The sequence below is a fragment of the Gardnerella sp. KA00127 genome (genome assembly GCF_049244125.1).
Classification (GTDB): domain Bacteria; phylum Actinomycetota; class Actinomycetes; order Actinomycetales; family Bifidobacteriaceae; genus Bifidobacterium; species Bifidobacterium swidsinskii.
On sequence record NZ_CP058377.1, the window covers coordinates 814,068 to 837,260 of the forward strand.

A 23,193-nucleotide genomic window follows, 5' to 3' on the forward strand; every position below is an offset into this window, starting at 1 on the left:
CATATGGTTTCAATGTTTTCTCATTCTCCACAAGATGATGATATTCTTCATAAAATGCGTCGTCAAAAATCGCATGATCGTGAAAGTGATGAAACTCAAACTGGATCTTTCCCAGCAGTTCATCGTAAAGTAAAATCTTCACTAAGCGGTCACGTTACTCGAGCGCGTATATTTACGGGCTTTTTAATGATGTTGCTCTGCGCTTTATTAGGTTTTGCGTACATGATTCAAGTTAATCGTAGCAACTCACTTTTGTATGAAACAATGAGCGAAGAAGAATTGACTCGTCTTATTACAGAAACTCATTCTCAAATTCAGAGTTTGGAAAGCCGAAAAAGTGAATTAACAGGTCAGCTTAATTCGTTGCGTGAAGCAGTAGATAAACAAGATGAAGCTCGTCGTATTGCTCAGCAGAATGCTCAAGCAAATGGTCTTATTTCTGGACGTCTGCCGGCAGTAGGTAAAGGTATTGTAGTTCACATTACTGCAGGTGAAAAAGAGAATATTGATGCCGCTACGATGTTTCAGCTAATAGAGGAATTGCGAAATGCTGGCGTAGAAGTTATGTCTATTAACGATGTAAGAATAGTTACTTCAAGCTATATTTCGCAAACTAAACATGGTCTTATATGCGACAATATTATAATTGATCCTCCTTATATTGTGAAAGCAATTGGTGACCCTCAGAATTTGCAAAATGCTGTTAATATTGCAGGCGGTGTTGGGTCGCGTTTAAAAATTAAATTTGGTTCTTCTGTAATGGTTTCAGTGCCTGATGAAGTAGAAATTACTTCGACACGCGAACCAAAACAGTACGAATATGCAAAACCAGTCGAGTAACAAGGTAGAATAGCAAGTATGACTGAACCGATTCCTACAGCTGGCGAAACCACTATTATTGGTATGCCAGCTATTCATATTCCAATGAATACAACTTCAGATCGTCCTATGCAGCAGGATGATTTTGATACTATAGCGAAATTACTTCCTGGTACTGCGTTGTTGATTTCAACTAGGGGAGCAGTGTCTGGTTCTCGCTATCTTCTCGATGAAGATTTAGTAACAGTTGGACGTGATTCGCATGCTGATATTTTGTTAGACGATTCTACTGTTTCGCGTGCGCATGCAGTGTTTAAGCGCCATAATGGCGTGTTTAGCATTTCAGATTCTGGAAGCCTAAACGGTACGTATGTAAATCGTGAACGTGTTGATAAATCAGTGCTGCATAATGGCGATGAAATTATGATTGGCAAATTCAGACTGGTATTTTTCGCACATGACGCAGTCACAGTCCGATAATGTGATTAATGCAGTACAGGGGGAGCTTTTTAACTTTTCCTTGTCTGCTGATCACGCTTCAGGATACCGTGGTAGTGTCGCTATGAAGGTTGCCGGTATTACTTACCGGCAACTCGATTATTGGGCTCGTAAAAGCATTATAGAGCCTTCAATTCATGCATCTAGCGGTTCTGGTTCTCGTCGTTTGTATTCTTTTAAGGACATTGCGATTATGGCTGTAGCTAAAAGGCTGCTTGATGCTGGCGTTAATTTAGTTAATGTTACTACGGCTATTATTTTTCTTAATCGATACTCAGAAGAACGCTTAAGAAATATGACTATTATTTGTGATGGTCAATCTGTTCAAGAGTGCGATGAGAATCAAGATAATATGCGTCGTATGCTTGCTTCTGGTTTAGCAGTATTTGCTATTGCTGTTGGTCGCATTGTTTCTAGAGTGGAAGAGGACTTATCTTCTGAAAATTCTGTTGATGCTACGCAAGTTGAAGAAAAAAGTAGTAAGTCTACTCACAAATCTTATTCAAAACCTACTTCTCATACATCTTCAAACTCATGGAGTCTTGTTCAGGAAACGTGGGGATAATGGCATGTTCGTAGTTGTTATTATCGCTGTTATTTGCTGGTTTGCTTCAGTATCATTGTTTTTGTATAGTACATTTACTTGTGTGCGTTTTTTAGTAAAATTTCGAAAAAATGCTTATTTGAAATCAAATAGTATTAGCAATAGTAATAAGAGAAGTTCTATTGGTTTAATGCCTTGGAGTATTGTTATTACGCATTGTTGTGGGCTTCCTTGCGCAATGCTTGCATACATGCTTTTGCATATTGTTCGCGATTTTGGATTTGTTTGTGATGATTATTGGTTATTAATGAGATCAACGCTGATTGCGTCATATGCGATTATTATCGCGCTTATTTTTGCTAATATTTTTGCAATGCTATTTTGTGCGTACCGAAGTTGCAAGTCTTAGATTATTTAGCAAGAAGTATATCGTAGGGATATTATTTGATAGTAGTGTGAGACTTTGTTGGTTGCGTTTGATTATTATCTCTAATTTGACATAACGTACATTATCGGATAAATATCAAGTAAATCTAGTCAAATAATAAGCTCAACCGGCAGAAACTGTGCAGCGTTGTAAAGAAACTGTCGTTTTCTCACTAAAAAACGACCGAAACTTTACGAGGGTGTAAAGAAAAAGCCGTTACGACAAAAATTCTGATTAGATTAAGCGAAATATTCGCAAATTGCAGTGTTTAATTCGTTTACGCTATCAATAATTCTGTAAGATCCGTGTGCTTCAAGCTCGCCAGGCTCAGCATAGCCCCAAGCGCATCCCAAGCAATCCAAGCCGCAATCTTTTGCTCCGTCAGCATCAGTCCAGCGGTCTCCAACCATCAAAGCTCTGTCGCCTTTTTCTGGATTGTAATCAATCACATCAAAAACATAACGAATAACTTGAGTTTTGCTAATACGCGACATATCTTTACTCGCGCCATAAATTCCGTCAAGATACTTCGTCAAACCAAAATATTCGCAAATAGGCTTTACTTGATATTCTGGCTTGCAAGATGCGGTTGCTAAATAATATCCAGCTTCACGAAGTTTTGTAAGTTGCTCAAGTATTCCATCGTATACTTTGTTAAGTAGGCATCCTGGAATTTTTTTACCAGGATTATTAGGATCATCAAAAGTTGCTACTTCAGAATAATACTTGCGATACGTAGCAAGTCCCTTTGCTAGCAGCGATTCAGGCACATTATTGCGTTGAAGAGATTCTAAAATTGAAGGACCTATAAAACGGTGCATTTCAGCATCGTCCGGAATAGGCTGTTTCAACTCTTTCAATGCAAGCTTTGCGCAAGTAATAATACCAGCATCTGACTTTGTTAATGTGCCATCAAGATCAAGCAGAATAATGTGACGACTAGTACATCCTGAAGACACTGAGAATTCACTCATAGTCAGGAATCCAGCCCTCATGATGCATTTTTAGACGCTTGTCTAGTAAAGTTTTTAATTCTTCTTCACTACGACGTTCAAGCAGCATATCCCAATGCGTCCTAGACGGCTTGTTGAAATCATCATCTGGGCGATCATCGTCGCCTTCGCGATGTGCAATCGTGCCGCAGCGGCATTCCCACTCTTCAGGAATTTCTGCGCCTTGAGCAAAAGGAAGAATCGTGCGATGCCCCTTTGGGCACACATACACAACATCATTTCGTGCAGCGAAATCTACATTATCGTCAGATTCCAATGATTTCGCACCAATGCTCATACCGCGTAAACTGCGTTCTGCCATAGTATCTCCTTGTGTAGTACTTTATAAAATTACCGAATTGCACGGACTATATATATAAAAACGATTTATATATACAAAATACATGCATTTTATTTGTATATGCTCATACTTATACATCTGAGTATGCTACAACTCCACGGTTTAATAGTTTTGCAGCTTCATAAGCGCATGAAGCAAGATTTTTATCTACGCCATCTATAGCTTGTAAATATTCTCCTGTTGCAAAAAGTTGAGTAAGTAAATCAATAAGACGTTTAGTTTGACGCACGAAATCTCCTCCAGTGCTGTCGGTATTGCGCAAAATTTCAGCTAGATCAGCACCATTAGCCCAATCGTACATAATATCTACAGCACCAAATTCAAGCGGTCTTAACGCTGGCAAATGAGCGTCTGCGCATAATGCGCTAGTACGCATAAATAATTCTTTCATTCGCAATACTGTATTAAATATCGCGCCATCCTTGCCGCCTGGATATCGTCTAGGTTCTCCCCCTGCAGGTCCTCTAGATTCATAAACTAATGCAGACAAGCACGATAATAATTCAAGCGGCGAAAGATCATTAAAAATTCCTTCGCAAATAGCTTCAGCAAATACAATGTCTAGTTCGTTATACAACCTTCTTAACAATTGACCGCGCTCAGTAAGGTGCAAAATTTGGTTTTGTGAAGAATCTTCAGATTGTAAATAATCCAAACTGTACAATACGTCACAAATATGGTCAAAAGTTCTAGCAACAGAACCAGTACGAGATTCGTAGCGTTCACGTACTTGATCAAGTTCCTTATGTTCTCTAATCCAATGGTAGCCCCAACGCAAATGTTGTTGAATATCTGCACAACCTGCACACGGATGCGTTCGCTCAGCTTCTCTAAGATTTGCAATAACATCATCCAACGCTTTAAACGCTGCTGTGCGTTCTGCATCTGTGCGGAATAAAGTATGTTTAAGTTTACGGCGTTGATCGTGTTGAGCTTCTTTAAGCTTCATACGTAATTGTAAGAATTCAGCAAAATCCCCATGTTCGCAGTGGAATGCTTCTTCATAGCCTTTAAGAGCTGTTTCAAGTTCGTTCATGCGATTATGTAAACGTTCAGCAGAAGCATTAGCTTCCCATTGAGCAAAAGAACGATCTAGTGTTGTTCTAGCAGTGTCTGCATCGCTTGAGTTCAGCAAATTAACTGCCATATTAAACGTAGGAACGAAGCTGGAATGTAGCGGGTATACGCGTTTACTAGAAAGTGCTGCAGCTTGTTGAGGGGCGAAATCAGCATGATCTACAAGAATTGCGTAACCAATATCGTCAATTCCACGTCTTCCAGCACGACCTGTAAGTTGCGTAAATTCTCCAGGCGTAAGAGGTACATGCCCAGTGCCGTCAAATTTTACTAGCTTTTCTACAACAACGCTTCGAGCTGGCATATTTAAGCCTAAAGCAAGTGTTTCTGTTGCAAAAACAACTTTAATAAGTCCGCGTTCAAATAGTGTTTCAACAATGTGACGGAATAATGCAATCATACCGGCATGATGTGCTGCAAATCCTTGTTCGAGAGCAAAACGAAAACGTTCAAAGCTTAAAGCGTGTAAATCTTCTTTAGAAAGTTGATTTGCAACCATACTGTCGACAATTTTACGTATTTCGTACATTTCTTCATCAGAGGTAAGTATTAATCTTGCGTTTAAACATTGTTGAACAGCTTGATCGCATCCGGAACGAGAGAAGATAAAATAAATTCCTGGCAGCATTCCCAGGTAATCTAATTCGTCAATAACAGCCCAGCGGTGAGGAGTATGTCGTTTCGCGCATTTATCTAACTGTGCAACTCCCCCGTTAACTCTGTGTTTCTTACCTTTTCTGTAACGGTATTTGCTATCGCTGTAAGATTCTTTACGGCGACGAGCTCGGTACTCAAATTCATTAAGTTTCCTAGTCAATGCAGGGTTAACGCGCTTAGTTACGTTTCCATTATTGTCATGGTCGTATAAATCGAGTAACTCAGGCTCAGTTGCAGAATCCTCTTGAATAACAACATGTCTTTCTAAAGGCACAGGTCTGTGTTCGTCGACAACCAAATGAGTTTCTCCACGCACTGATTCTAGCCATGCAGAAAAATCTTCAACATTTGAAACAGTTGCAGACAACCCAATAATTTTCACCGATTTCGGAAGGTGAATAATAACTTCTTCCCACACAGCTCCGCGGAATTTATCTGCAAGATAATGAATTTCGTCAAGAACGACAAAACCTAAAGATTGCAACGTAATCGAATGCTCGTAAAGCATATTTCTTAAAACTTCAGTAGTCATTACAACAATGTCTGCTTCAGGATTTACAGAAGTATCGCCAGTTAATAACCCTACTCTGTCTGAGCCGTACTGTTCGCAGAAATCGTGATATTTTTGATTACTTAAAGCTTTAATAGGCGTTGTGTAAAAAGCTTTTACATTGCGATTTTGCGCAAGAAATACAGCAAAATCCGCAACAACAGTTTTACCAGCTCCAGTAGGAGCAGCAACTAAAACATTATTGTCATTTTCTAGTGCATCAATAGCTTCAAGTTGAAAATCATCAAGTTCAAAAGACAAAGAACGCTCAAATTTAGATGCCATCGAGTGCTCGTGCTTCATTGTATTTTTAAAAGCTGCGAAACGTTGTGAAGGAGATAATACTACATCATTCTCATTGCAGTCAGTTGGATTGCCTGATTTATTTTTGCAGTCTTTTTTCTGTGATAAATGAGACATAAAAAGTATTAGTCGCTTTCTTATATGCTATAGCTGAATGTCTTCTTCGCGAAGAGATTTTTTATCCCAATGCTGCCATATTTTACGGTGATTTTCGCGAATTTTTTGATGACGCTCAATAACTTTTGTGTGCGTTCGCTCATATCGATTCGTTGCATCTTTAATAGGAAGTGTAAATAATGGATCTCGAGGATTTTCATTATCTTCTTTATTTGGTTCATGCAAACGTTCAAATCTAGAAGAAACGTCTTCAGAAATACCAAAGCAGACCTTAGCTATTTTTATTGCGCTTAAAACGACAATAACAACTCCTAGCGCTACCATTATCAGCATAAAAACTGTTATGAGTAGCCAAATCCACCAAGGCATTGTTATTCCTCTGTATTCGCATTATCAGCGTGATTAACGCTTAATTCACGTTGAGCGCGAGCAATAATCATACTGCGCAATGTTTCAGGAGCAACAGCTGTAATATGACGTGCGTGAGCAATGCAAAAAGCAACGAACCATGAATCAGAAGAAACAGTAAGATGGACTTTTACTCCGCTGCCACAAGTTTCCATAGTGGCTCCAGAAAGATTCTTCAAAAAGTTCAATTCTGTTTCATCGGTAATGAAGCAAGTTTCAGTTCCGTTATCAAAGCTCCACTTGCGAAGTTCACTAACTGGCACATCTGGAATTTTAACTTGAGATACAGGCTCTACAACTTCTGCACGTTCAATACGTGCTACGCGAAGAACTTGCCAAATGCGAGGCAATCCATTCGCTTTATTAATTGTCGTATCTTTAGCAACAAATTCACGTTTATCTTCTGGTGTTTGCTGCTCTACATCAGTCCATACTGCAACATAGTAAACGCCTTCATCAACGTAAATCTTCGACGGTGCAACAATCTTGCGACGAATACGTCCTGCCCCGTCAGTGTATTCCATATCTAGTAAAGATCCAGAGTTAATAGCACTGCGAACAATAGAACAATTTCGAGGCTCAATTTCATAACCTGTTAAACTCAGCCATGGAGTTTGACCAGGAAGAACATGACGGCGAAGACGCTTATACAAGGATTCAGCTTGTGTGCGCTGTTCAATAGGCAAAAGCAAGGAATGCGCCAAATAATTAGCAGACGCAGTAAGCATGCTCAAATATTGCTGTGAAATTCCAGCAAGTCTTTCCAATCCTAAAGAGTTAGTAGCAGAAACAATTCCCTCGTTCTCAAGAAGAGTCCAATCTATATCAAAGAATTGGCTTCCGGCCATTTCCCCATCGTCAGAAACAGTAGTAAGAGTATTTATATCCTTGTGAAGAATTGTAACAAATCGACGAAGTTCATCATCGCTTTTTGGTCTACCAATAAAACGCTCAGCAAGCTCGTCTAATGGGAATTCCTCTCCAAGATGAGCAGACAAGAAAAGCATCAATCGAAGCCTACGATCTACTTCACTTCCAGTTTGGAATGAAGAGCCTTTTTTGGTATGCGATTTATCAGTGTTGCTATTTTGTTCTTCAATATTTTGCGCTTCTTGTATAGCACCTTCTTCATCTTTTTGCTCATTTTCGTCATATTGAGCAAAATTAACTGCTGCGTGCAAACGGCGATGGAAAGCATCAACTGCTTCTTGAGGGCTTACTACGCTAGATCCAGGATGTTCTAGCACGAACATCGCTAAATCATCAGCATCAGTATAAGCAACGTTTAAATGTTCACCATCGACATCCACAGTTGCGGCAAATCTGCGAGAATCAATAACTTTTACCAATGAATCAGGTAGCATTTGTGTTCCAAGACCAGGTGCGATTGAATCTAATCCTAAGCCAGGAATAGGAGTTTGTGGAACTCTAGGAGCAGTGCGAGAAGTGCGCTGTTGCTCGTGTTGACCTGAATCAAGAGAAGAAATAGACATTGAACGAGCAAGATAATTTGCTGCAGCTAAAACTGGTAATTCAGATTGGTCGAAACGTAAACGTACGCGAGGCTCATCGCCTAATTGCAAACGATAAGACGCAAAGTCTTGACCTTCGGACTTCGAAGAATATTCTGGCTGCCTAGACTCTATTGCAATACCCATAGCAGCAAGCTTTGCGCGATCTCGCTGGAACTGTTTTGCGAATGCTGCTTTAGCTGCTTGATCTGCAAGCTCACCGTATGAATCTGCATATGCCTTTACGCGCTGTGCAATTTGACGCGAAGTCAGCCATTGCGGGAATGCGGAAGACAATACAGCGAGTACATCTAACTCGTGTTTGCCCCATTTGTCGGAAAAACGTCGCCTTCCGTTGCTTCCTTCTACCATTAGTCCTCACGTATCATGTTTGTATCAATTTACTTATGCGCCTTGCATACAAGCGACTACGAAATGCAGCAAAACTTGTGTTGCAATATTGCGCACACCTTTTCTATTTTAATGGTGTTTTGCGGTACGTGTGGACATTTTTTAAAAAACTTCTAATAATTATATATTTTTTATTCACACGAACATCAACAACGTTGAAAATACGCCATTTTTTCGCGACACGCCATATAATTTTTTTATAGATAATTTTATTTACTATCAATAAAAATCGCATATTTGCAAGAAATCTGCTTTAAACCCAAGAGTCTGGTTCAATTCCTTGCGGTCCCACGAATTCTCCATTTGGCACATAACTTGGTTCTCCTGTATCTTCTAAAACAGCGTCAGCAAACATTGAAACTTGGTTTCCAAATGTCCAATCTCCCCTAATAGTTACTGATTTTGCAGCAGCTAAAGCTGGAACAGAATATGGGAATCTTTCGTTGAAATCATTGATGTTTTTGTAATAACGTGGATCCAAATCAATATCAGGAAATATATAGTTACCATCTTCCATTTCATATGAATCAGTAAGATGGAATCTATCTGATCGCATAATAAATAAGTCATTGGTTGTTTTAACAGGCAAGAAACGCATGCGATCAACTTCTACGCAAATTGCGTCATCGAAAAGTGAAGCTATTGCTCCCATTGCTGTTTCCAATTGCACTACCGGAGTGCTGCTTTCGTCAGTTGGGTCAACAGTTTTGTGATTAAAAATAACAGGCAAAGGCAAAATCCCTTTGTGCTCTTTTAACTTTTTTTCTAGAGCATCTACACGAACCCAAATATTATTTGTGTTGAAGTATGGATGTTTTTTAATGCTTTGTGCGCTTCTACGATCCTCAGGATGAACCTGTGTCATTTCTCGTAGCATTAGTCTTCCTGTTTTCGCGTCCCTAACAATATGACCGCCCTTACGATCTGCTTGAGTTCGCTTCGCAACCTCAATCATGATAGGTGCGCCAGTATTTTCAAAATGTTGAGCAAGAGTGCGCGACGGTCTAGCACCTAAATTGTCAGAATTTGAAATAAACAAATACTCAATTCCATTTTCTTTAAGAGTATGCAATAAATCAGATTCCCACAGAGTTGAAAAAATATCGCCGTGACCTGGAGGGCACCATTCAAGAGATCGATCTTCCTTGTGAGAAACCGGTTCTCCAGTTTCCTCTGCTAATTTTGGTTCTTGATGTTGAATAATTTCTACAGGCATATTGTCTTGCACAAACTTGCGATTGCGTTTTAGTACTTGCAAAGTATCATGAGACGTGCGGAAAGAATTCATGAAAATAAGCGGAAGATTAACTCCTAATCGCTGACGAGCTGTAAGAACTTGTCCAATAATAATATCAATAAAGCGCATTTGGCGAGCTTTATGCCTACGAACTGGTAGTAAAGATTTTGCGCAAGACAAGCCCATAGATGTTCCCAAACCGCCATTTAATTTAATAAAAGCAGTTTTTGCGAATGCGTTAACAGCTTTGTCGTGATCAATAGTTTCGTAAATTTCGTGGAAAGTTGGAACGCTTTTAATAGGTTCAACCGTGCTCTCGCGAATAAACTCCGCAGACTTATCCCCTGATTTATCTAAATTCCAAGCATTATATAAGTGTTTAAATTGTTCAATAGCAATTTCGCTCATGCCTTGTTCGCGCATCTTTGCAGCGGACAACTCAAACGCGTCATCCATGTAAAAGCCTCCTCGTATGCATGTGACCTTAATAGTTTAGCGATTTGTGCGTTGCTGCGCAAATATTGCTTTTAACGGTTATTTTGAAATACTATTATGATTCTACCAAAGTTAGAAATTGCAAGATAGAAAATAATAAGCGCAGCCAATAATAAATACCGACTGCGCTTATGAGAAAATTTGCTACTAAACACCACTAAATATGAAATTTAGTTATTTTCTGCATTGTTGTCATCATTTTCTTCCGGTTCATCGCCAGTTTTTAGATGATGCTCGTCGTAGCCTTGCAAGTAACGAGTGTGACGCCAATGGTGAATAGAAGCGTTCGTACCGCGATGATGTACGTGATACTTACGTGGAGTACCTCCATAAGGAAGCTCTTTAACTTCGCTAGCAACTGCCATTTGGTTCACATTAGAAGGATCCATAATAGCAATTGGAGCAACAGGCTCTGGTTCTGTTGGAGCGGCAGTTCGATTCTTCAAGTGCGATGGCAACCATTGTGCAAACCAAGACAATGCCAAGCAAATAAGGAAATATATTACTGCTGCAACGCTTAATGTTTGCAAAATATTAAAGTACATTGATCCGAGTCTGCGCGATTCCTGAAGCAAATCAGTGTACATAATAATTGAACCAAGTGCAGTATCCTTCAAAACAACTACAAGCTGAGTTACTGCTGCAGGCATCATAGCAATAATTGCCTGAGGCATTTCAATTTGTGTCAATGATTGGTACTCGCTCAATCCTAATGCAAGTGAAGCTTCTCTTTGACCGTTTGGCAAGTTGCCAACACCTGATCTAACAAGTTCTGCAACAACAGAACCGTTATACATAATCAGTGCCAAAACAACAGCCCAGTATGATGATTCTTTCATACCAGAAAGTGCGAATGCTCTCCACAAGAAAATCATAAGCATCAATACTGGTACTGCGCGGCAAAATTCTACTACTATTGCGGAAATACTACGAATAATAAAATTAGGTAGTAAACGGCAAAGTCCGAAGAATAAGCCAAATACAATAGAACCAACTACTGCAAGTAACGATGCTTTTAGTGTCATCCATAATCCAGGAAGATAAAAATCAACCCAGGCCTCAGATTCGAGTGCAGGATTCCAAAGCGTCCAAGAAAGTTGGTTTTCTCCCTCTGGAGGATTGCTCAAACGAACGAGAATAGCAATAATGCAAATAACAAAAATGCAACCGGCAATAATATTAGCTATGCGAATTTTCTTAAGAGCTTTTGGACCTGGAGTATCGAATAATAATGATTGTTCACGTTGTTTAGCCATTGTTATCACCTTCTCACAGCAAGTTTATTTGACAAATAAGTAGTCAAAATGCCGATAGGAATGATGAGCATAATGTATCCGCAAGCGAAAATTAAGAAGATTGGAACAATCAAATCTGCATGTTTCTCAATCATTTCACTCATCATTGTTGAAGTCTCAGTGGCAACTGATGCTGCAGCAGCAACTGTAGAATTCTTAAGCAAAGCAATAAATGTATTACCTAATGGTGCTACTGAACCGCAGAAAGTTTGTGGAAGAATTACTTGTGTTGCAGATTGGAAGAAATTTAATCCAAGAGCGCGGCAAGCTTCTGCTTGGCCAACAGGCACGGTATTAAGACCAGATCTCAAAGATTCGCAAACAAATGCTGCAGTATAAAGCGACAATCCAGCAATTGCCAGCCAGAAGAAATTCACTTCAAAAATTGAGGAGAATCCTATCTTAAGCTGAGCGTAAACGCCTAAAACCATGAAAACCATAATGATGGTAAGTGGCATGTTTTTAAACAATTCAACATAAACTGTAGCAATCATGCGTAATGATGAAACAGGGCAAATGCGCATAGTAACAAGAATTACGCCAATAATTGATGAAAAAAGTACACTCCATAAAGTTATTTCAATATTAACCAAGAATGCTCCTGGAATATTGTAGGAGGTAAATAGCTGCATAAAATCTTGCATATTACTTCTCTCCTTCTTGAGGAATTGGCGGATTATACTTTGCGTTCGGCTTAAAGCCAGTGCCTCGTAAATTGTCGTCTAGAGCTCTTTTCCATGATCCGTTACGAATCATGTCTTTTAAGGCTGCATTAATTTTCTTAGCTAAGCCTGTATTTCCTTTTTTAATGCCAATTCCGTAATATTCTGCGGTAAATGGCTTGTTTACAAGCTTTAAACGACCTCGAGAAGCGGTTGCTAAACCAGCAAGAATAATGTCGTCGGTAGTTACAGCATCTACAATTCCTGAGAATAATGCAGTTGCACATTCTGCATAACCAGGCTGTTGCATAAGCTGTACCTTTGAAGAGTAACGCTCCTTAATAGCAATTGCAGATGTTGAGCCTGAAACTGAGCATAAACGCTTTCCGTCCAAATCATTTGGACCGCTTACTTTATGCTCATCTTTTCGAATTAGCAAATCCTGACCGGCAATAAAGTAAGGTCCTGCAAACGAAACCATTTTCTTGCGAGCGTCAGTAATGGAATATGTTGCAACAATCATATCTACATCACCGTTTTGAAGCATTGTTTCACGCTGTTTAGATGGTGATTCTTTCCATACGATTTGATCTTCTGAATAGCCGAGCTTTTTGGCAACGTACTTAGCAACATCAACGTCGAATCCAACGTAAGTTCCTGATTTTTTGAAACCCATACCAGGCTGATCGAATTTAATACCAATGCGTATGACTTTTTTACCATCGCTACGATCGCAAGCTGTAAGCGGCATAACGCAGCATACGGTACAAAGCATCGCTAGTATCGCACGAAAAATGCGATTTTGTAATATTTTCATATCTTTTCCCTTCGTAAGAACTGTTTTAAAGTTTCAGAATTTTTACTGAAAGATAAAACAAAAAAGCAGATTAATGCGTAAGAATCTTGGAAAGGAAATCTTTTGCACGATCAGTTTTTGGATGTTCAAAGAATTCTTCAGGAGTGCCTTGTTCAAGAATTTGACCATCTGCCATAAATACAATTCTGTCAGCTGCCTTGCGTGCAAATCCCATTTCGTGGGTAACACAAATCATAGTCATGCCTTCTTTTGCAAGCTCAACCATGACATCAAGAACTTCATTGACCATTTCCGGATCTAGTGCAGATGTAGGCTCGTCAAAAAGCATAACTTTTGGCTGCATAGCAAGAGCTCGAGCAATTGCAACACGCTGCTGCTGGCCGCCGGAAAGTTGTGAAGGCATTTTGTTTGCTTGATTATCAACTCCGACTCGAGTGAGCAATTCCATAGCAAGAGATTCAGCACTTTGCTGATCCATATGGCGCACTTTCATTGGGGCAAGAGTAACATTTTCCAAAATAGTCTTGTTAGCGAAAAGATTAAAGGACTGGAATACCATACCAACTTCTGCTCGCAAAGCTGCAAGTTCTTTTCCTTCTTGAGGAAGTGGCTCACCGTCAATACGTATGTCACCTGAATCAATAGTTTCGAGACGGTTAATTGTGCGACACATTGTCGATTTACCAGAACCAGATGGACCGATAATAACTAGTACTTCGCCTTTGTTAACGGTCAGATTGATGTCTTTAAGCACATGAAGTTTTCCATAATGCTTTTCGACATGACTTAGTTCTACGAGGGGATTTGCCGCTTTTTGCACTGAAATAGTGCGATTAGTCATATCCTCGGCGTTTGGATTTGACTTTGATACTTGCTTATCCATAACAAGAAGTTTAGCTAATCTGTGTTACGGCTATTTATCACTATCGTTACGTTTTGTAACTCTTACGTTACAAAAAAGCCGTTGATTGTGATCATAAAATCAACAATCAACGGCTTGTCAATAACATTTTTTACAAGTATTTTTATTTACTCGTCTTCTTCTGGATCGTAATCAACACCAGTTTCAGCACGCTGCTCGTCAGAAATTGGAGCAGGAGCGCCGGTTAGAGGATCTCGACCGCCGCCAGCCTTAGGGAATGCAATTACGTCGCGGATTGAGCTTGCGCCTGCCAAAATTGCAGCAGTACGATCCCAGCCCAAAGCAATACCGGCGTGAGGTGGAGCACCATACTTGAAAGCTTCAAGCAAGAAGCCGAACTTTTCGTCAGCTTCAGCCTTATCGATTCCAAGAACATTAAGCACACGATCTTGAATATCGTCGCGGTGGATACGAACGGATCCGCCGCCCATTTCATTACCGTTGCACACGATATCGTAAGAATCGCTCATAGCGTGCTCTGGATCTTTATCAAACTTATCGATCCAATCAGCAGATGGCATTGTAAACGGATGGTGCATAGAAGTCCACTTTGAGTGGCCAACGGCAACGTCGTCATCATCTGGATCATCAGTGCGCTTAAATAGTGGGAAGTCAACAACCCAAGTGAAAGCAAACTCATCTGGGTGAAGCAATCCTGCGCGGCTAGCAAGTTCAACGCGCACTGCGCCGAGCAAAAGCTGCGAAGACTCGCGAGAACCTGCTGCGAAGAACACTGCATCGCCATCTTCTGCTCCAACAGCTTCCTTAAGACCTGCGCGCTCTTCTTCACTAAGATTCTTAGCAACAGGACCCTTTAACTCGCCATCTTCACCAAACACAACGTAAGCCAATCCCTTAGCTCCACGCTGCTTAGCCCAATCCTGCCAAGCGTCAAATTGGCGACGAGGAGTTGCAGCACCGCCCTTAAAGAGCACAGCGCCAACGTATGAAGCTTGGAACACGCGGAATGGAGTGTTCTTAAAGTAGTCAGTTAACTCAATAAGTGGGTTTCCAAAACGCAAATCAGGCTTATCGGAACCATACTTATCCATTGCTTCCTGCCAAGTAATACGAGGCAAAGGAAGAGTGATTTCGTGACCTGCTTCCTTCCAAATAGCGGCAATAACGCGCTCTGCCATAGCCATAACGTCTTCCTGACTTGCAAAGCTCATTTCCATATCAAGCTGAGTGAACTCAGGCTGACGATCTGCACGGAAGTCTTCGTCGCGATAGCAACGAGCAAGCTGATAGTAGCGTTCAACGCCAGAAACCATGAGCAACTGCTTTAGAAGCTGAGGAGACTGTGGAAGTGCGTACCAAGAGCCTGGAACCAATCGTGCTGGAACAACGAAGTCGCGAGCACCTTCAGGAGTTGACTTAATGAAAGTTGGTGTTTCAACTTCAGTAAAGTTCATGTCTTCCAAAGCATGGCGGGCAGCCTTAGCCATATCAGAGCGAAGCTTCAAATTGCGCTGCATAGATGGGCGACGCAAATCAAGGTAACGATACTTCAAACGAACATCTTCGCTTGGAAGCTTGTTCTCGGACTCGTTTTCCAAAGCTGTTGAAACCTGGAATGGCAAAGCGTCTGACTTTGCGAGAATAGTAACAGTTTCTGCAACAATCTCAATTTTACCGGTTGCTAAATGATCGTTTTCGTTGCCATCTGGACGCAAGCGAACTTCGCCGGTCACTTGCACAACGAATTCACTACGCAATGGTCGTGCAGTTTCTTCATCGTAAATAACAACTTGCACTAAGCCTGTGTTATCACGGACATCAACAAAGGCAACTCCACCATGATCGCGGCGACGATCAACCCAACCAGCGATGGTTACTTTTTGCCCGACTAATTCTTCAGTCACTTCAACGGCATGATGTGTGCGATACGCCGTCTGGCTCATAAGTCCACTTCCTCTACAATCTAATTGATATTCATTTGTTTCTATTGACATGATTTTGCGCACAATATTCAAGCAAATTTGCAAGACATTATTTAGCGCAAGAAACTGTCTGCCGGGCATAAACAGTATCCGGTTGCCAAGACGTGGCATCCGCGGTTTCCTGTTCGCCAGTAATAATATTTTTTACTTCATCGTGAGATGACTCTGATTCAGTGCTATCAGCAGGGAACCACACATAAGGAATGCCGAGCTTGTCAGCATATTTTATTTGCTTACCAAGCTTTGCTGCGCTAGGAGCAACATCTGCTGCAATGCCTCGATCTCGTAAAGTTTTAGCAATAGCATTGCATGCAGGGCGATCTTCTTCATTCCAAACTGCAACAAGTACTGCAGCAGGAGAAACTCGAGAAACAGTAGCACCTGCAGTGTGAAGCATATAAGAAAGCAGTCGAGACATGCCGATTGAAAGTCCTACGCCTGGATACTTCTTCTTGCCTTGTGAAACTAAATTATCGTAACGACCGCCAGAGCAAATTGAACCAAGAGATTCTGCGTTGTCAAGGAAAGTTTCGTAAACAGAACCAGTATAGTAGTCAAGTCCACGAGCAATCTTCAAATCAGCAACAACAGCGCCTGGGCGGATACGTGCTGCTTCGTCTACAATCATCGCAAGAGTTTCAACACCTTGAGAAGCTAAAACGTAAGACTCGTTATCATCACTTCGAGAAATATTATGCTTATCGCATAATTCGTCGAAACGAGACTTCAACTCATCTCCTGTTTCGGCAGTAAGTTCAGCTAATTCTAAGCATGCATCAGCTTGAGAAGCCGTAGCGCCGCATTCTTTTACCAAAAGCTTAGATACTTCTTCAGCACCAATTTTGTCTAGCTTATCGATTTCTCGAAGAACTCCCTCAATATCGCTTAATCCAATACCGCGATAAAAACCTTCAGAAAGCTTTCGATTGTTAGCATGAACAGTTGCCTTAGGAAGACCAAACTTACGTAAACGTTCAAGAGCTTCAACCATAACAAGTGGAAGTTCAACTTCGTAGTGTGAAGGTAATTCGCCATTTCCTACTACATCGATATCTGCTTGAACAAACTCACGGAAACGACCTTCTTGTGGACGCTCCCCTCGCCAAACTTTTTGCATTTGCCAGCGCTTAAATGGGAACGTCAAATCACCAGTATGCTCAACGACGTAACGGCTGAGCGGAACTGTTAAATCGAAATGTAAACCAATGCGTTCTTCTACAGGAGTGTCGGATTCGTGACCAACTTCTTGTAAACGCGACAATAAATAAATTTCTTTACTGGTTTCGCCTTTTTTTAATAAGCTTGAACCCTGTTCTACTGCACGTGTTTCAATTCCAATAAAACCGTTGAGTTCAAACACTTCTCTTAGTGTGTCAATTACTTGCTGTTCAACAGCGCGTTCACTAGGAAGCCATTCAGGGAAACCCGATATTGATGAGCCTTGTACCATGTCCACTATAATAGGTGGTGTTGCGGAAAAATCATGGCTTACCGTCATACTTATTCGTAACAATGTTACCGTGCATCTGCTGTAAGGAGTCGTCCCGTGACCGAACAGACTAAACCTGAAGAAACTACTAAAACTACTACCGCGCCAAAGCCAGTTGCTCCATCTCCAGCAAGCTTCGCGCATAAGACTCGTGTTGTTGCTCAAGCACCAACCATTTCTTATAGTGAAGAGGATATTAAAGCCGCAAAAACCTTTGGCCGTGTTGATGAAAATGGCACTGTTTACGTTACTGAAAACGGTGCTGAGCGTGAGGTTGGTCAATACTCCACTGGCACTCCTGAAGAAGCGTTGACTTTCTATATTCATCGTTATCTTGATTTGAAGATTAAGCTTGATCTTTTCGCTAAGCGCTTGGAAGCTTCCAATGTAAAAGCAAAAGAAATTGACGAAACGCTTAATACTTTGAAAGCTGAATTGGAAAATCCTGCTGCCGTAGGCGATATTGCTGCTTTACGTGCGCGACACGCCGAATTGGCTGCAAAAGGTAATGAAAAGAAGGAAGCAATCTCTAAAGCTCGAAAAGAAGCTCTAGAAAAAGCTTTGAAAGAACGTACAAATATTGTAGAACGTGCAGAATCGTTAGTAGCACAAATGAATGAATCTACAAACTGGCGTGAATTAAACGATAAGTTACGTGCTTTATTTGACGAATGGCAGGAGCATCAGCGTACTACTATTCACTTAAATAAGTCTGATGCCGATGCTTTGTGGCAGCGTTTTTCAAAGGCTCGTTCTGCGTTCTCTCAGGCTCGCAATTCTTGGGTTAAAGAACGTGAGCATGTGCGTAATACTGCTAAGCAGCTTAAGGAAGCTATTATTGCAGAAGCTGAAAGCTTAAAAGATTCAAAAGATTGGCGTGAAACTTCTATGAAGTTCAATGCTTTGATGGATCGTTGGAAGAAAGCTGGCAATGCTGGTCGTCAGCACGATGATGCTTTGTGGGCTAAGTTCCGCGAAGCTGCTGATGCTTTCTATCATGCTCGTCAAAATGACCGTGAAAAGGTTAATGCTGGAGAACACGAAAATCTTGCTAAGAAGGAAGCTTTGCTCGTAAAAGCAGAGGCTTTGTTGCCAGTAGAAAATGAAGAAGCTGCTAAGAAGGCTCGTAAGGCTTTGTCTCAGATTCAGGAAGAATGGGATGCTATTGGTTTCGTTCCTCGTGAAGATATGCGTCGTATTGAGTCTCGCTTGAACGACGTTGATAAAAAGATTAAGGCTGTTGAAGACGCTGCTTGGCGTGAGGCTGATCCTGAAGCTAATGCTCGTAAATCCAGTTTTGCTTTACAGTTGGAAGCGCAACTCGAAGAGCTTAACGCTGCTATTGCTAAGGAAACCGATAATAAGCGTAAAGCTAAGTTGGAAGCTGAAAAGGCTACTAAAGAGCAGTGGCTTAACGCTGTTAAGTAAATTAGTTTTATAACTAATTAAAAGTATGGGGTTGCTTAAAAATCAAGCGACCCCATACTTATTTTTCGGCTGTATTTTAAGATTTATTTGCTTTTAAGAGTTTTTTATTAAAGATTTAGCTAAATGAATAAAAGTATTAGCTAAATTAGAATCTGCCAATTTTCCATCTTCGGTTAGAACAGCAGGTCGCCCTGCTTCACCAGTTTCTCTAAGCGCAGGATCTAAAGGAAGTTGAGCTAAAAGAGGCACATTAGTGTCAAGAGCGTTACAAAGTTGTTCGCTTACTCTCTTTCCTCCTCCTGAACCAAACAATTCTAAGCGCTCGCCGTTATTTTCAAACCAGCTCATGTTCTCAACAACTCCGCGAACTTTTACAGGAATTTGCAAAGCCATAAGACCTGATCTAACTGCCACATCTGATGCACTAGGCTGTGGAGTTGTTACTACAACAAGCTCTACATTTGGTAAGGATTGTGCTACAGCTAATGCCATATCTCCTGTGCCTGGAGCTAAATCAAGAAGTAAAACATCGGGGTTGCCCCACCAAACATCGGAAAGAAACTGTTCTAAAGAACGTTGTAATCGTGGTCCTCTCCACAAAATAGCACGATCGGTTCCAGCAAACATTCCAATAGAAATAAGCTTTACTCCCCAAGCAACTACAGGCATAAGCATTCCGTTTAAATTTGTTGGTTGAGAATTAACTCCAAACATTCGCGGTAAAGAAAAGCCGTAAATATCGGCGTCGATAGCTGCAGTATCGTAACCTAATGCTGCAAAAGTTGCAGCTAAATTAGCAGTTATAGAAGATTTTCCCACTCCGCCTTTTCCAGAAGCTATAGCAAAAATTCTCGTGCGAGTGCCAGCTTTATTAAATGGATTTTCTTTGCGTTCAGCTTTTAAATCTGCAACTAACTTTTCTAATTTAGTTTTACTCATTGCAGTAGCGTTAACGTGCGGTATGAGTATTGCTTGAGGATATTTAGATATAACTTCTTGAACTCGTCCTGTAATCACTTCTGCAAGAGGGCAATTTGGCACAGTAAGTTCAAGATTTATTTCTACATCATAAGCAAACTTTGTTGCATCAATAGTTTCAGCTTTTTTTATCACATGCACTCCAGTTACCATATTTAATTCGGTAACAGAGCGACCTAATTCTGGATCAATAACGCTACCCAGCAAATCGTAAACTTGTTTTTCGAGTTCACTTGTATTCATGCGTTATGATTCCTCAGCAATGAGATTTGACACAGTATTATTTGCAATTTGTAGTATTTCTTCTAAGTTCCCAGTTTTTAAAAGAGCATTAAACTGTTGTTCGTTAAGCATAGGAATGCCGAGTTCTTGCGCTTTAGTTGCCTTGGATCCTGCATTTTCGCCTAGAATAACGCAATATGTGTTCTTGCTTACTGATCCTGATGCTTTGCCGCCTCTTGAGACTATAGCCTCTTTTGCGCTGTCTCGTGTAAATCCTTGCAAAGATCCTGTAACAACTATTGTTTTACCTACTAATGTTTGAGCGAAAGATGATGTTTCAACTTTCCCTACTACACCTGCTTCTTGCCACGATTTTAATACTTCAAATTGCCAATTAGCAGGGTCTTTAGCTTGCTGGAACCAGTTGTATACTGCTTGCGCAATTTCAGGACCAACTCCATCAATTTGTGTAAGTTCTTCAATAGATGCTTTGGAAATATTGTCTAAAGATCCAAAATTTGCCGCTATAAGACGTGCAGTTGGTGGACCTAGTCTACGAATAGATAAAGCAACCAAAACTCGCCACAGTGCTGCATTTTTGCCTTTTTGAGCTATTTCTTCAAGCATGCTACGAGTAGTTTCAGAAGGTCTTGTATACCATGGCACATTTATTGTTTCTTTAGTGTTGTCGCTAGTTTTAGCATTTCTAGTAATGCGCTTATTTTTCCAAAGTACTACTTTAGCGTCAATTGGAACCTGGAATTTAGGATATTGAGGATCCCATTGTTCGTTTAGTGAAGTAGTTTTTTCGGAAGTTTCTGCTGCTTCGTAATTTGTAGATAACTTTGCTTCGATTGTGCGAGTCCAAAATGCTCTAACTTGATGCCAAAGACCAGATCCGCCTATTTTGCGTGTACGCTTTTTAAAGCTACCGTCTTTACTAACTTCTTTCCACTCTTCAACAAGAGGAATTTCTTTCCAAACCATTACATTTTGTAAATCGTCGGCAGTAATACTAAATAATCCAGCTTCATTTCTAAGTACTGGAGTTTGTGGTTCAGGTAGCGTTAAATCTGGTGAAGGTATATATGGTTGTTGAGTTGCGCCTCGCTGAATTATAATTTTATCCATATCTGGGCAGTAAGCTTCTGCAGTTGTAGGCCTGCAATCCTCAGGATTTGTGAGAGCTAGCGCAGCGTTATCGCCCAAATTTTCAATATCAAAAGCTTGTCTGGAAGCCAAGTGAATTATTCGTTCTGTAAGTTGAGCTGGACAGTTTTCTACATTTGGGCAACGAATATCTTTATCTCCCTCTTTTGCAGGAGCTAGCTTAGTTCCACAAGATGGGCAGTATTCTGGCATAACAAACTTTCTAAGTTCATTTTCTCGCCCTTCCCTAGCTTTAAGTACCGGTCCGACTAATTCCGGAATAACATCCCCAGCTTTACGAACTACGACAGTATCGCCAATTAGCACACCTTTATGTTCAACTTCGTAAGCGTTATGAAGAGTTGTACGCGAAATTGTCGATCCTGCTACAGTAACAGGTTCAAGAACAGCTACAGGAGTTACTCTTCCAGTTCTTCCAACCTGGACAATAATATCCTTCAAATAAGTATTAACTTCTTCAGGAGGATACTTGTATGCAATAGCCCATCGTGGAGCTCTAGAAGTAGCTCCTAGTTGATGCTGTAATGCTCTGTCATCAACTTTTACAACTATGCCGTCTAAAGCGTGCAAAATATTTGCTCTATGCTCTCTGTAATAGTCAATCATTTCTTCTATTTCAGAAAAATTTGTGACTTTTCTCGTGTATGGAGAAACAGGTATTCCCCACTGTTGATAGAACTTATATGCGTCAGACTGATTAAATTTTGTTTCACTGTTGTTATGGCTTGTATTTTCTTTCCAACGAAGCTCACCTAGTCCGTGTGCAAAAAAGCTTAATCGACGCGTGGCTGTAATTCGTGGATCTTTTTGGCGCAAAGAGCCGGCTGCAGCGTTACGAGGGTTTGCAAAAGCAACTCGTCCAGCATTTTCTTGTTCATCATTTAATTTTCTAAAGTCTTCCCATTTCATAAAAACTTCGCCACGAATTTCCACGAACTCAGGAATATCGTCAGTATTGTCAGAATGAAGCTGTGTTGGTATTGCTTCAATCGTTCTTACGTTTAATGTAATATCCTCGCCAGTTACGCCATCGCCTCTAGTAAGACCTTGTTCAAGAGTACCGTTGCGATAAATAAGATTTAAAGCAAGACCATCAATTTTTACTTCGCAAGTCATAGGAAGAGGTTGAGATTCATCCCATTGTAAATCGCGAATTACGCTGTTATACCAATCATGTAATTCTTCAATTGAAAATACGTCATCCAAACTCATCATTCGAGACGGATGTTTTACAGAAGTAAAATCGTTAGAAAAAGTTCCACCTACGCGATGTGTTGGAGATTGAGGAGTATCTAAAGTTGGGAAGGCAGCTTCTAAAGAGCTTAGCGCTCGCATTCTTGCATCGTATGCTGCGTCTGAACTAGTTGGAGAATCTTCTACATAATAAGCAATTTGATCAGATTGTACCCAAGCTGCCAATTTCGCCCAAAGTTTCGCAGCTTGCTCTATAGTAAGCGTCGCTGGCTGCAAATTTCCGAGAGTCAACGCATCAGTGTCTGTTGGTTTCAAGTTTACAATCCACTTTTCGGTGTCTATTGTAGAGTTCCACTCATTCGCTTCATGCATGTCAGTTTTGTTATCAGTTTTGCTATCAGCCTGAGTAACAGTCTCTGTTTTAACTGTACTTATGCTATTAGTTTCGTTTTTTGGCGCTTCATGAGATATAGTTTGCTCGTCAAAATCGTAAAAAAGCGATAACTGTTCGCTCTCTGTTGACTCTTCGCGAATACTATTTTCACTCATGAATATTCCCTTCAGCTACGTTTTACTAATGCCTATAAACAGTATCTAATAAGACTGTATAAGCACAGTAAAAACTATTCAATGATGTATTGAGTATTAAGCTAATAAATTTTAAAA

At 40.5% G+C, this 23,193-nt stretch carries 18 protein-coding genes; 4 read left to right on the forward strand and 14 right to left on the reverse strand.

Annotated features, from left to right (window positions below):
- Positions 1–3: 3 nt before the first annotated feature.
- From HXT48_RS03190 to HXT48_RS03200, 3 genes are read left to right on the forward strand one after another with little or no spacing between them, the layout of a single operon-like run.
- Positions 4–840 (forward strand): DUF881 domain-containing protein, encoded by an 837-nt coding sequence (locus tag HXT48_RS03190; RefSeq protein WP_004108919.1) that lies wholly within the window; start codon positions 4–6, stop codon positions 838–840.
- A gap of 18 nt (positions 841–858) precedes the next feature.
- Positions 859–1,299, forward strand: coding sequence for an FHA domain-containing protein (locus HXT48_RS03195; RefSeq protein ID WP_102155138.1), 441 nt, complete (start codon positions 859–861; stop codon positions 1,297–1,299).
- Positions 1,277–1,882, forward strand: coding sequence for a MerR family transcriptional regulator (locus HXT48_RS03200; RefSeq protein WP_102155140.1), 606 nt, complete (start codon positions 1,277–1,279; stop codon positions 1,880–1,882). Before HXT48_RS03195 ends, HXT48_RS03200 begins: the two co-directional genes overlap by 23 nt.
- 645 nt (positions 1,883–2,527) lie before the next feature.
- Here the strand turns inward: HXT48_RS03200 and HXT48_RS03205 are convergent.
- The 12 genes from HXT48_RS03205 to hisS form a co-directional block, all read right to left on the reverse strand.
- On the reverse strand, positions 2,528–3,262 hold the full coding sequence (locus HXT48_RS03205) for an HAD hydrolase-like protein (RefSeq protein WP_012914194.1): 735 nt from the start codon (positions 3,260–3,262) through the stop codon (positions 2,528–2,530).
- Positions 3,255–3,602, reverse strand: coding sequence for an RNA polymerase-binding protein RbpA (locus tag HXT48_RS03210; protein WP_004106625.1), 348 nt, complete (start codon positions 3,600–3,602; stop codon positions 3,255–3,257). The genes HXT48_RS03205 and HXT48_RS03210 overlap by 8 nt, the downstream gene beginning before the upstream one ends.
- Before the next feature lie 109 nt (positions 3,603–3,711).
- Entirely contained in the window at positions 3,712–6,345 is a 2,634-nt protein-coding gene (locus HXT48_RS03215; protein ID WP_102155144.1) for a DEAD/DEAH box helicase, read from the reverse strand.
- 27 nt (positions 6,346–6,372) lie between these two features.
- Positions 6,373–6,714 carry a hypothetical protein gene (locus HXT48_RS03220; protein WP_102155146.1) on the reverse strand — a complete coding sequence of 114 codons (342 nt, stop codon included), beginning with the start codon at positions 6,712–6,714 and terminating at the stop codon, positions 6,373–6,375.
- Positions 6,715–6,716: 2 nt separating this feature from the next.
- Entirely contained in the window at positions 6,717–8,636 is a 1,920-nt protein-coding gene (locus HXT48_RS03225) for a helix-turn-helix transcriptional regulator (protein WP_004108930.1), read from the reverse strand.
- Between the two features lie 292 nt (positions 8,637–8,928).
- Positions 8,929–10,368 carry a UTP--glucose-1-phosphate uridylyltransferase gene (locus HXT48_RS03230; protein WP_102155148.1) on the reverse strand — a complete coding sequence of 480 codons (1,440 nt, stop codon included), beginning with the start codon at positions 10,366–10,368 and terminating at the stop codon, positions 8,929–8,931.
- A gap of 209 nt (positions 10,369–10,577) precedes the next feature.
- A complete protein-coding gene (locus HXT48_RS03235; protein WP_064621584.1) occupies positions 10,578–11,663 on the reverse strand; it encodes an amino acid ABC transporter permease in 1,086 nt (361 codons plus the stop codon).
- A 5-nt stretch (positions 11,664–11,668) separates the two neighbouring features.
- Complete coding sequence (locus HXT48_RS03240) at positions 11,669–12,346, reverse strand: ABC transporter permease subunit (RefSeq protein WP_004574250.1); 678 nt, start codon at positions 12,344–12,346, stop codon at positions 11,669–11,671.
- 1 nt (position 12,347) lies between these two features.
- Positions 12,348–13,181: a glutamate ABC transporter substrate-binding protein gene (locus HXT48_RS03245; RefSeq protein WP_102155150.1), complete on the reverse strand. Its 834-nt coding sequence runs from the start codon at positions 13,179–13,181 to the stop codon at positions 12,348–12,350.
- Between the two features lie 70 nt (positions 13,182–13,251).
- On the reverse strand, positions 13,252–14,064 hold the full coding sequence (locus HXT48_RS03250; RefSeq protein WP_012914189.1) for an amino acid ABC transporter ATP-binding protein: 813 nt from the start codon (positions 14,062–14,064) through the stop codon (positions 13,252–13,254).
- Positions 14,065–14,210: 146 nt separating this feature from the next.
- Positions 14,211–16,007: an aspartate--tRNA ligase gene (gene aspS, locus HXT48_RS03255; RefSeq protein ID WP_012914188.1), complete on the reverse strand. Its 1,797-nt coding sequence runs from the start codon at positions 16,005–16,007 to the stop codon at positions 14,211–14,213.
- Between the two features lie 88 nt (positions 16,008–16,095).
- Positions 16,096–17,496 carry a histidine--tRNA ligase gene (gene hisS, locus HXT48_RS03260; RefSeq protein WP_004108947.1) on the reverse strand — a complete coding sequence of 467 codons (1,401 nt, stop codon included), beginning with the start codon at positions 17,494–17,496 and terminating at the stop codon, positions 16,096–16,098.
- Between the two features lie 96 nt (positions 17,497–17,592).
- Between hisS and HXT48_RS03265 the strand changes: the two genes are divergently transcribed.
- The gene (locus tag HXT48_RS03265) at positions 17,593–18,963 is read left to right on the forward strand and encodes a DUF349 domain-containing protein (protein WP_064621586.1); all 1,371 of its coding nucleotides are present in this window, start codon (positions 17,593–17,595) and stop codon (positions 18,961–18,963) included.
- A gap of 93 nt (positions 18,964–19,056) precedes the next feature.
- On the opposite strand, the gene HXT48_RS03270 is transcribed toward HXT48_RS03265, so the two are convergent.
- Positions 19,057–20,184, reverse strand: a complete 1,128-nt coding sequence (locus HXT48_RS03270; RefSeq protein ID WP_064621697.1) for an Mrp/NBP35 family ATP-binding protein — start codon at positions 20,182–20,184, stop codon at positions 19,057–19,059.
- A 3-nt stretch (positions 20,185–20,187) separates the two neighbouring features.
- Positions 20,188–23,076 (reverse strand): NAD-dependent DNA ligase LigA, encoded by a 2,889-nt coding sequence (ligA, locus tag HXT48_RS03275; protein ID WP_421793180.1) that lies wholly within the window; start codon positions 23,074–23,076, stop codon positions 20,188–20,190.
- Between the last annotated feature and the right edge of the window lie 117 nt (positions 23,077–23,193).

Excerpts from the sequence above, each read along its gene's own strand:
- HXT48_RS03250 (WP_012914189.1), bottom strand. The coding sequence starts at position 14,064 with ATGGATAAGCAAGTATCAAAGTCAAATCCAAACGCCGAGGATATGACT.
- HXT48_RS03200 (WP_102155140.1), top strand. The coding sequence starts at position 1,277 with ATGACGCAGTCACAGTCCGATAATGTGATTAATGCAGTACAGGGGGAG.
- HXT48_RS03270 (WP_064621697.1), bottom strand. The coding sequence starts at position 20,184 with ATGAATACAAGTGAACTCGAAAAACAAGTTTACGATTTGCTGGGTAGC.
- HXT48_RS03190 (WP_004108919.1), top strand. The coding sequence starts at position 4 with ATGGTTTCAATGTTTTCTCATTCTCCACAAGATGATGATATTCTTCAT.
- HXT48_RS03240 (WP_004574250.1), bottom strand. The coding sequence starts at position 12,346 with ATGCAAGATTTTATGCAGCTATTTACCTCCTACAATATTCCAGGAGCA.
- aspS (WP_012914188.1), bottom strand. The coding sequence starts at position 16,007 with ATGAGCCAGACGGCGTATCGCACACATCATGCCGTTGAAGTGACTGAA.
- HXT48_RS03215 (WP_102155144.1), bottom strand. The coding sequence starts at position 6,345 with ATGTCTCATTTATCACAGAAAAAAGACTGCAAAAATAAATCAGGCAAT.
- HXT48_RS03230 (WP_102155148.1), bottom strand. The coding sequence starts at position 10,368 with ATGGATGACGCGTTTGAGTTGTCCGCTGCAAAGATGCGCGAACAAGGC.
- HXT48_RS03220 (WP_102155146.1), bottom strand. The coding sequence starts at position 6,714 with ATGCCTTGGTGGATTTGGCTACTCATAACAGTTTTTATGCTGATAATG.
- ligA (WP_421793180.1), bottom strand. The coding sequence starts at position 23,076 with ATGAGTGAAAATAGTATTCGCGAAGAGTCAACAGAGAGCGAACAGTTA.
- HXT48_RS03235 (WP_064621584.1), bottom strand. The coding sequence starts at position 11,663 with ATGGCTAAACAACGTGAACAATCATTATTATTCGATACTCCAGGTCCA.
- HXT48_RS03210 (WP_004106625.1), bottom strand. The coding sequence starts at position 3,602 with ATGGCAGAACGCAGTTTACGCGGTATGAGCATTGGTGCGAAATCATTG.
- HXT48_RS03195 (WP_102155138.1), top strand. The coding sequence starts at position 859 with ATGACTGAACCGATTCCTACAGCTGGCGAAACCACTATTATTGGTATG.
- HXT48_RS03225 (WP_004108930.1), bottom strand. The coding sequence starts at position 8,636 with ATGGTAGAAGGAAGCAACGGAAGGCGACGTTTTTCCGACAAATGGGGC.
- HXT48_RS03205 (WP_012914194.1), bottom strand. The coding sequence starts at position 3,262 with ATGAGTGAATTCTCAGTGTCTTCAGGATGTACTAGTCGTCACATTATT.
- HXT48_RS03245 (WP_102155150.1), bottom strand. The coding sequence starts at position 13,181 with ATGAAAATATTACAAAATCGCATTTTTCGTGCGATACTAGCGATGCTT.
- hisS (WP_004108947.1), bottom strand. The coding sequence starts at position 17,496 with ATGGTACAAGGCTCATCAATATCGGGTTTCCCTGAATGGCTTCCTAGT.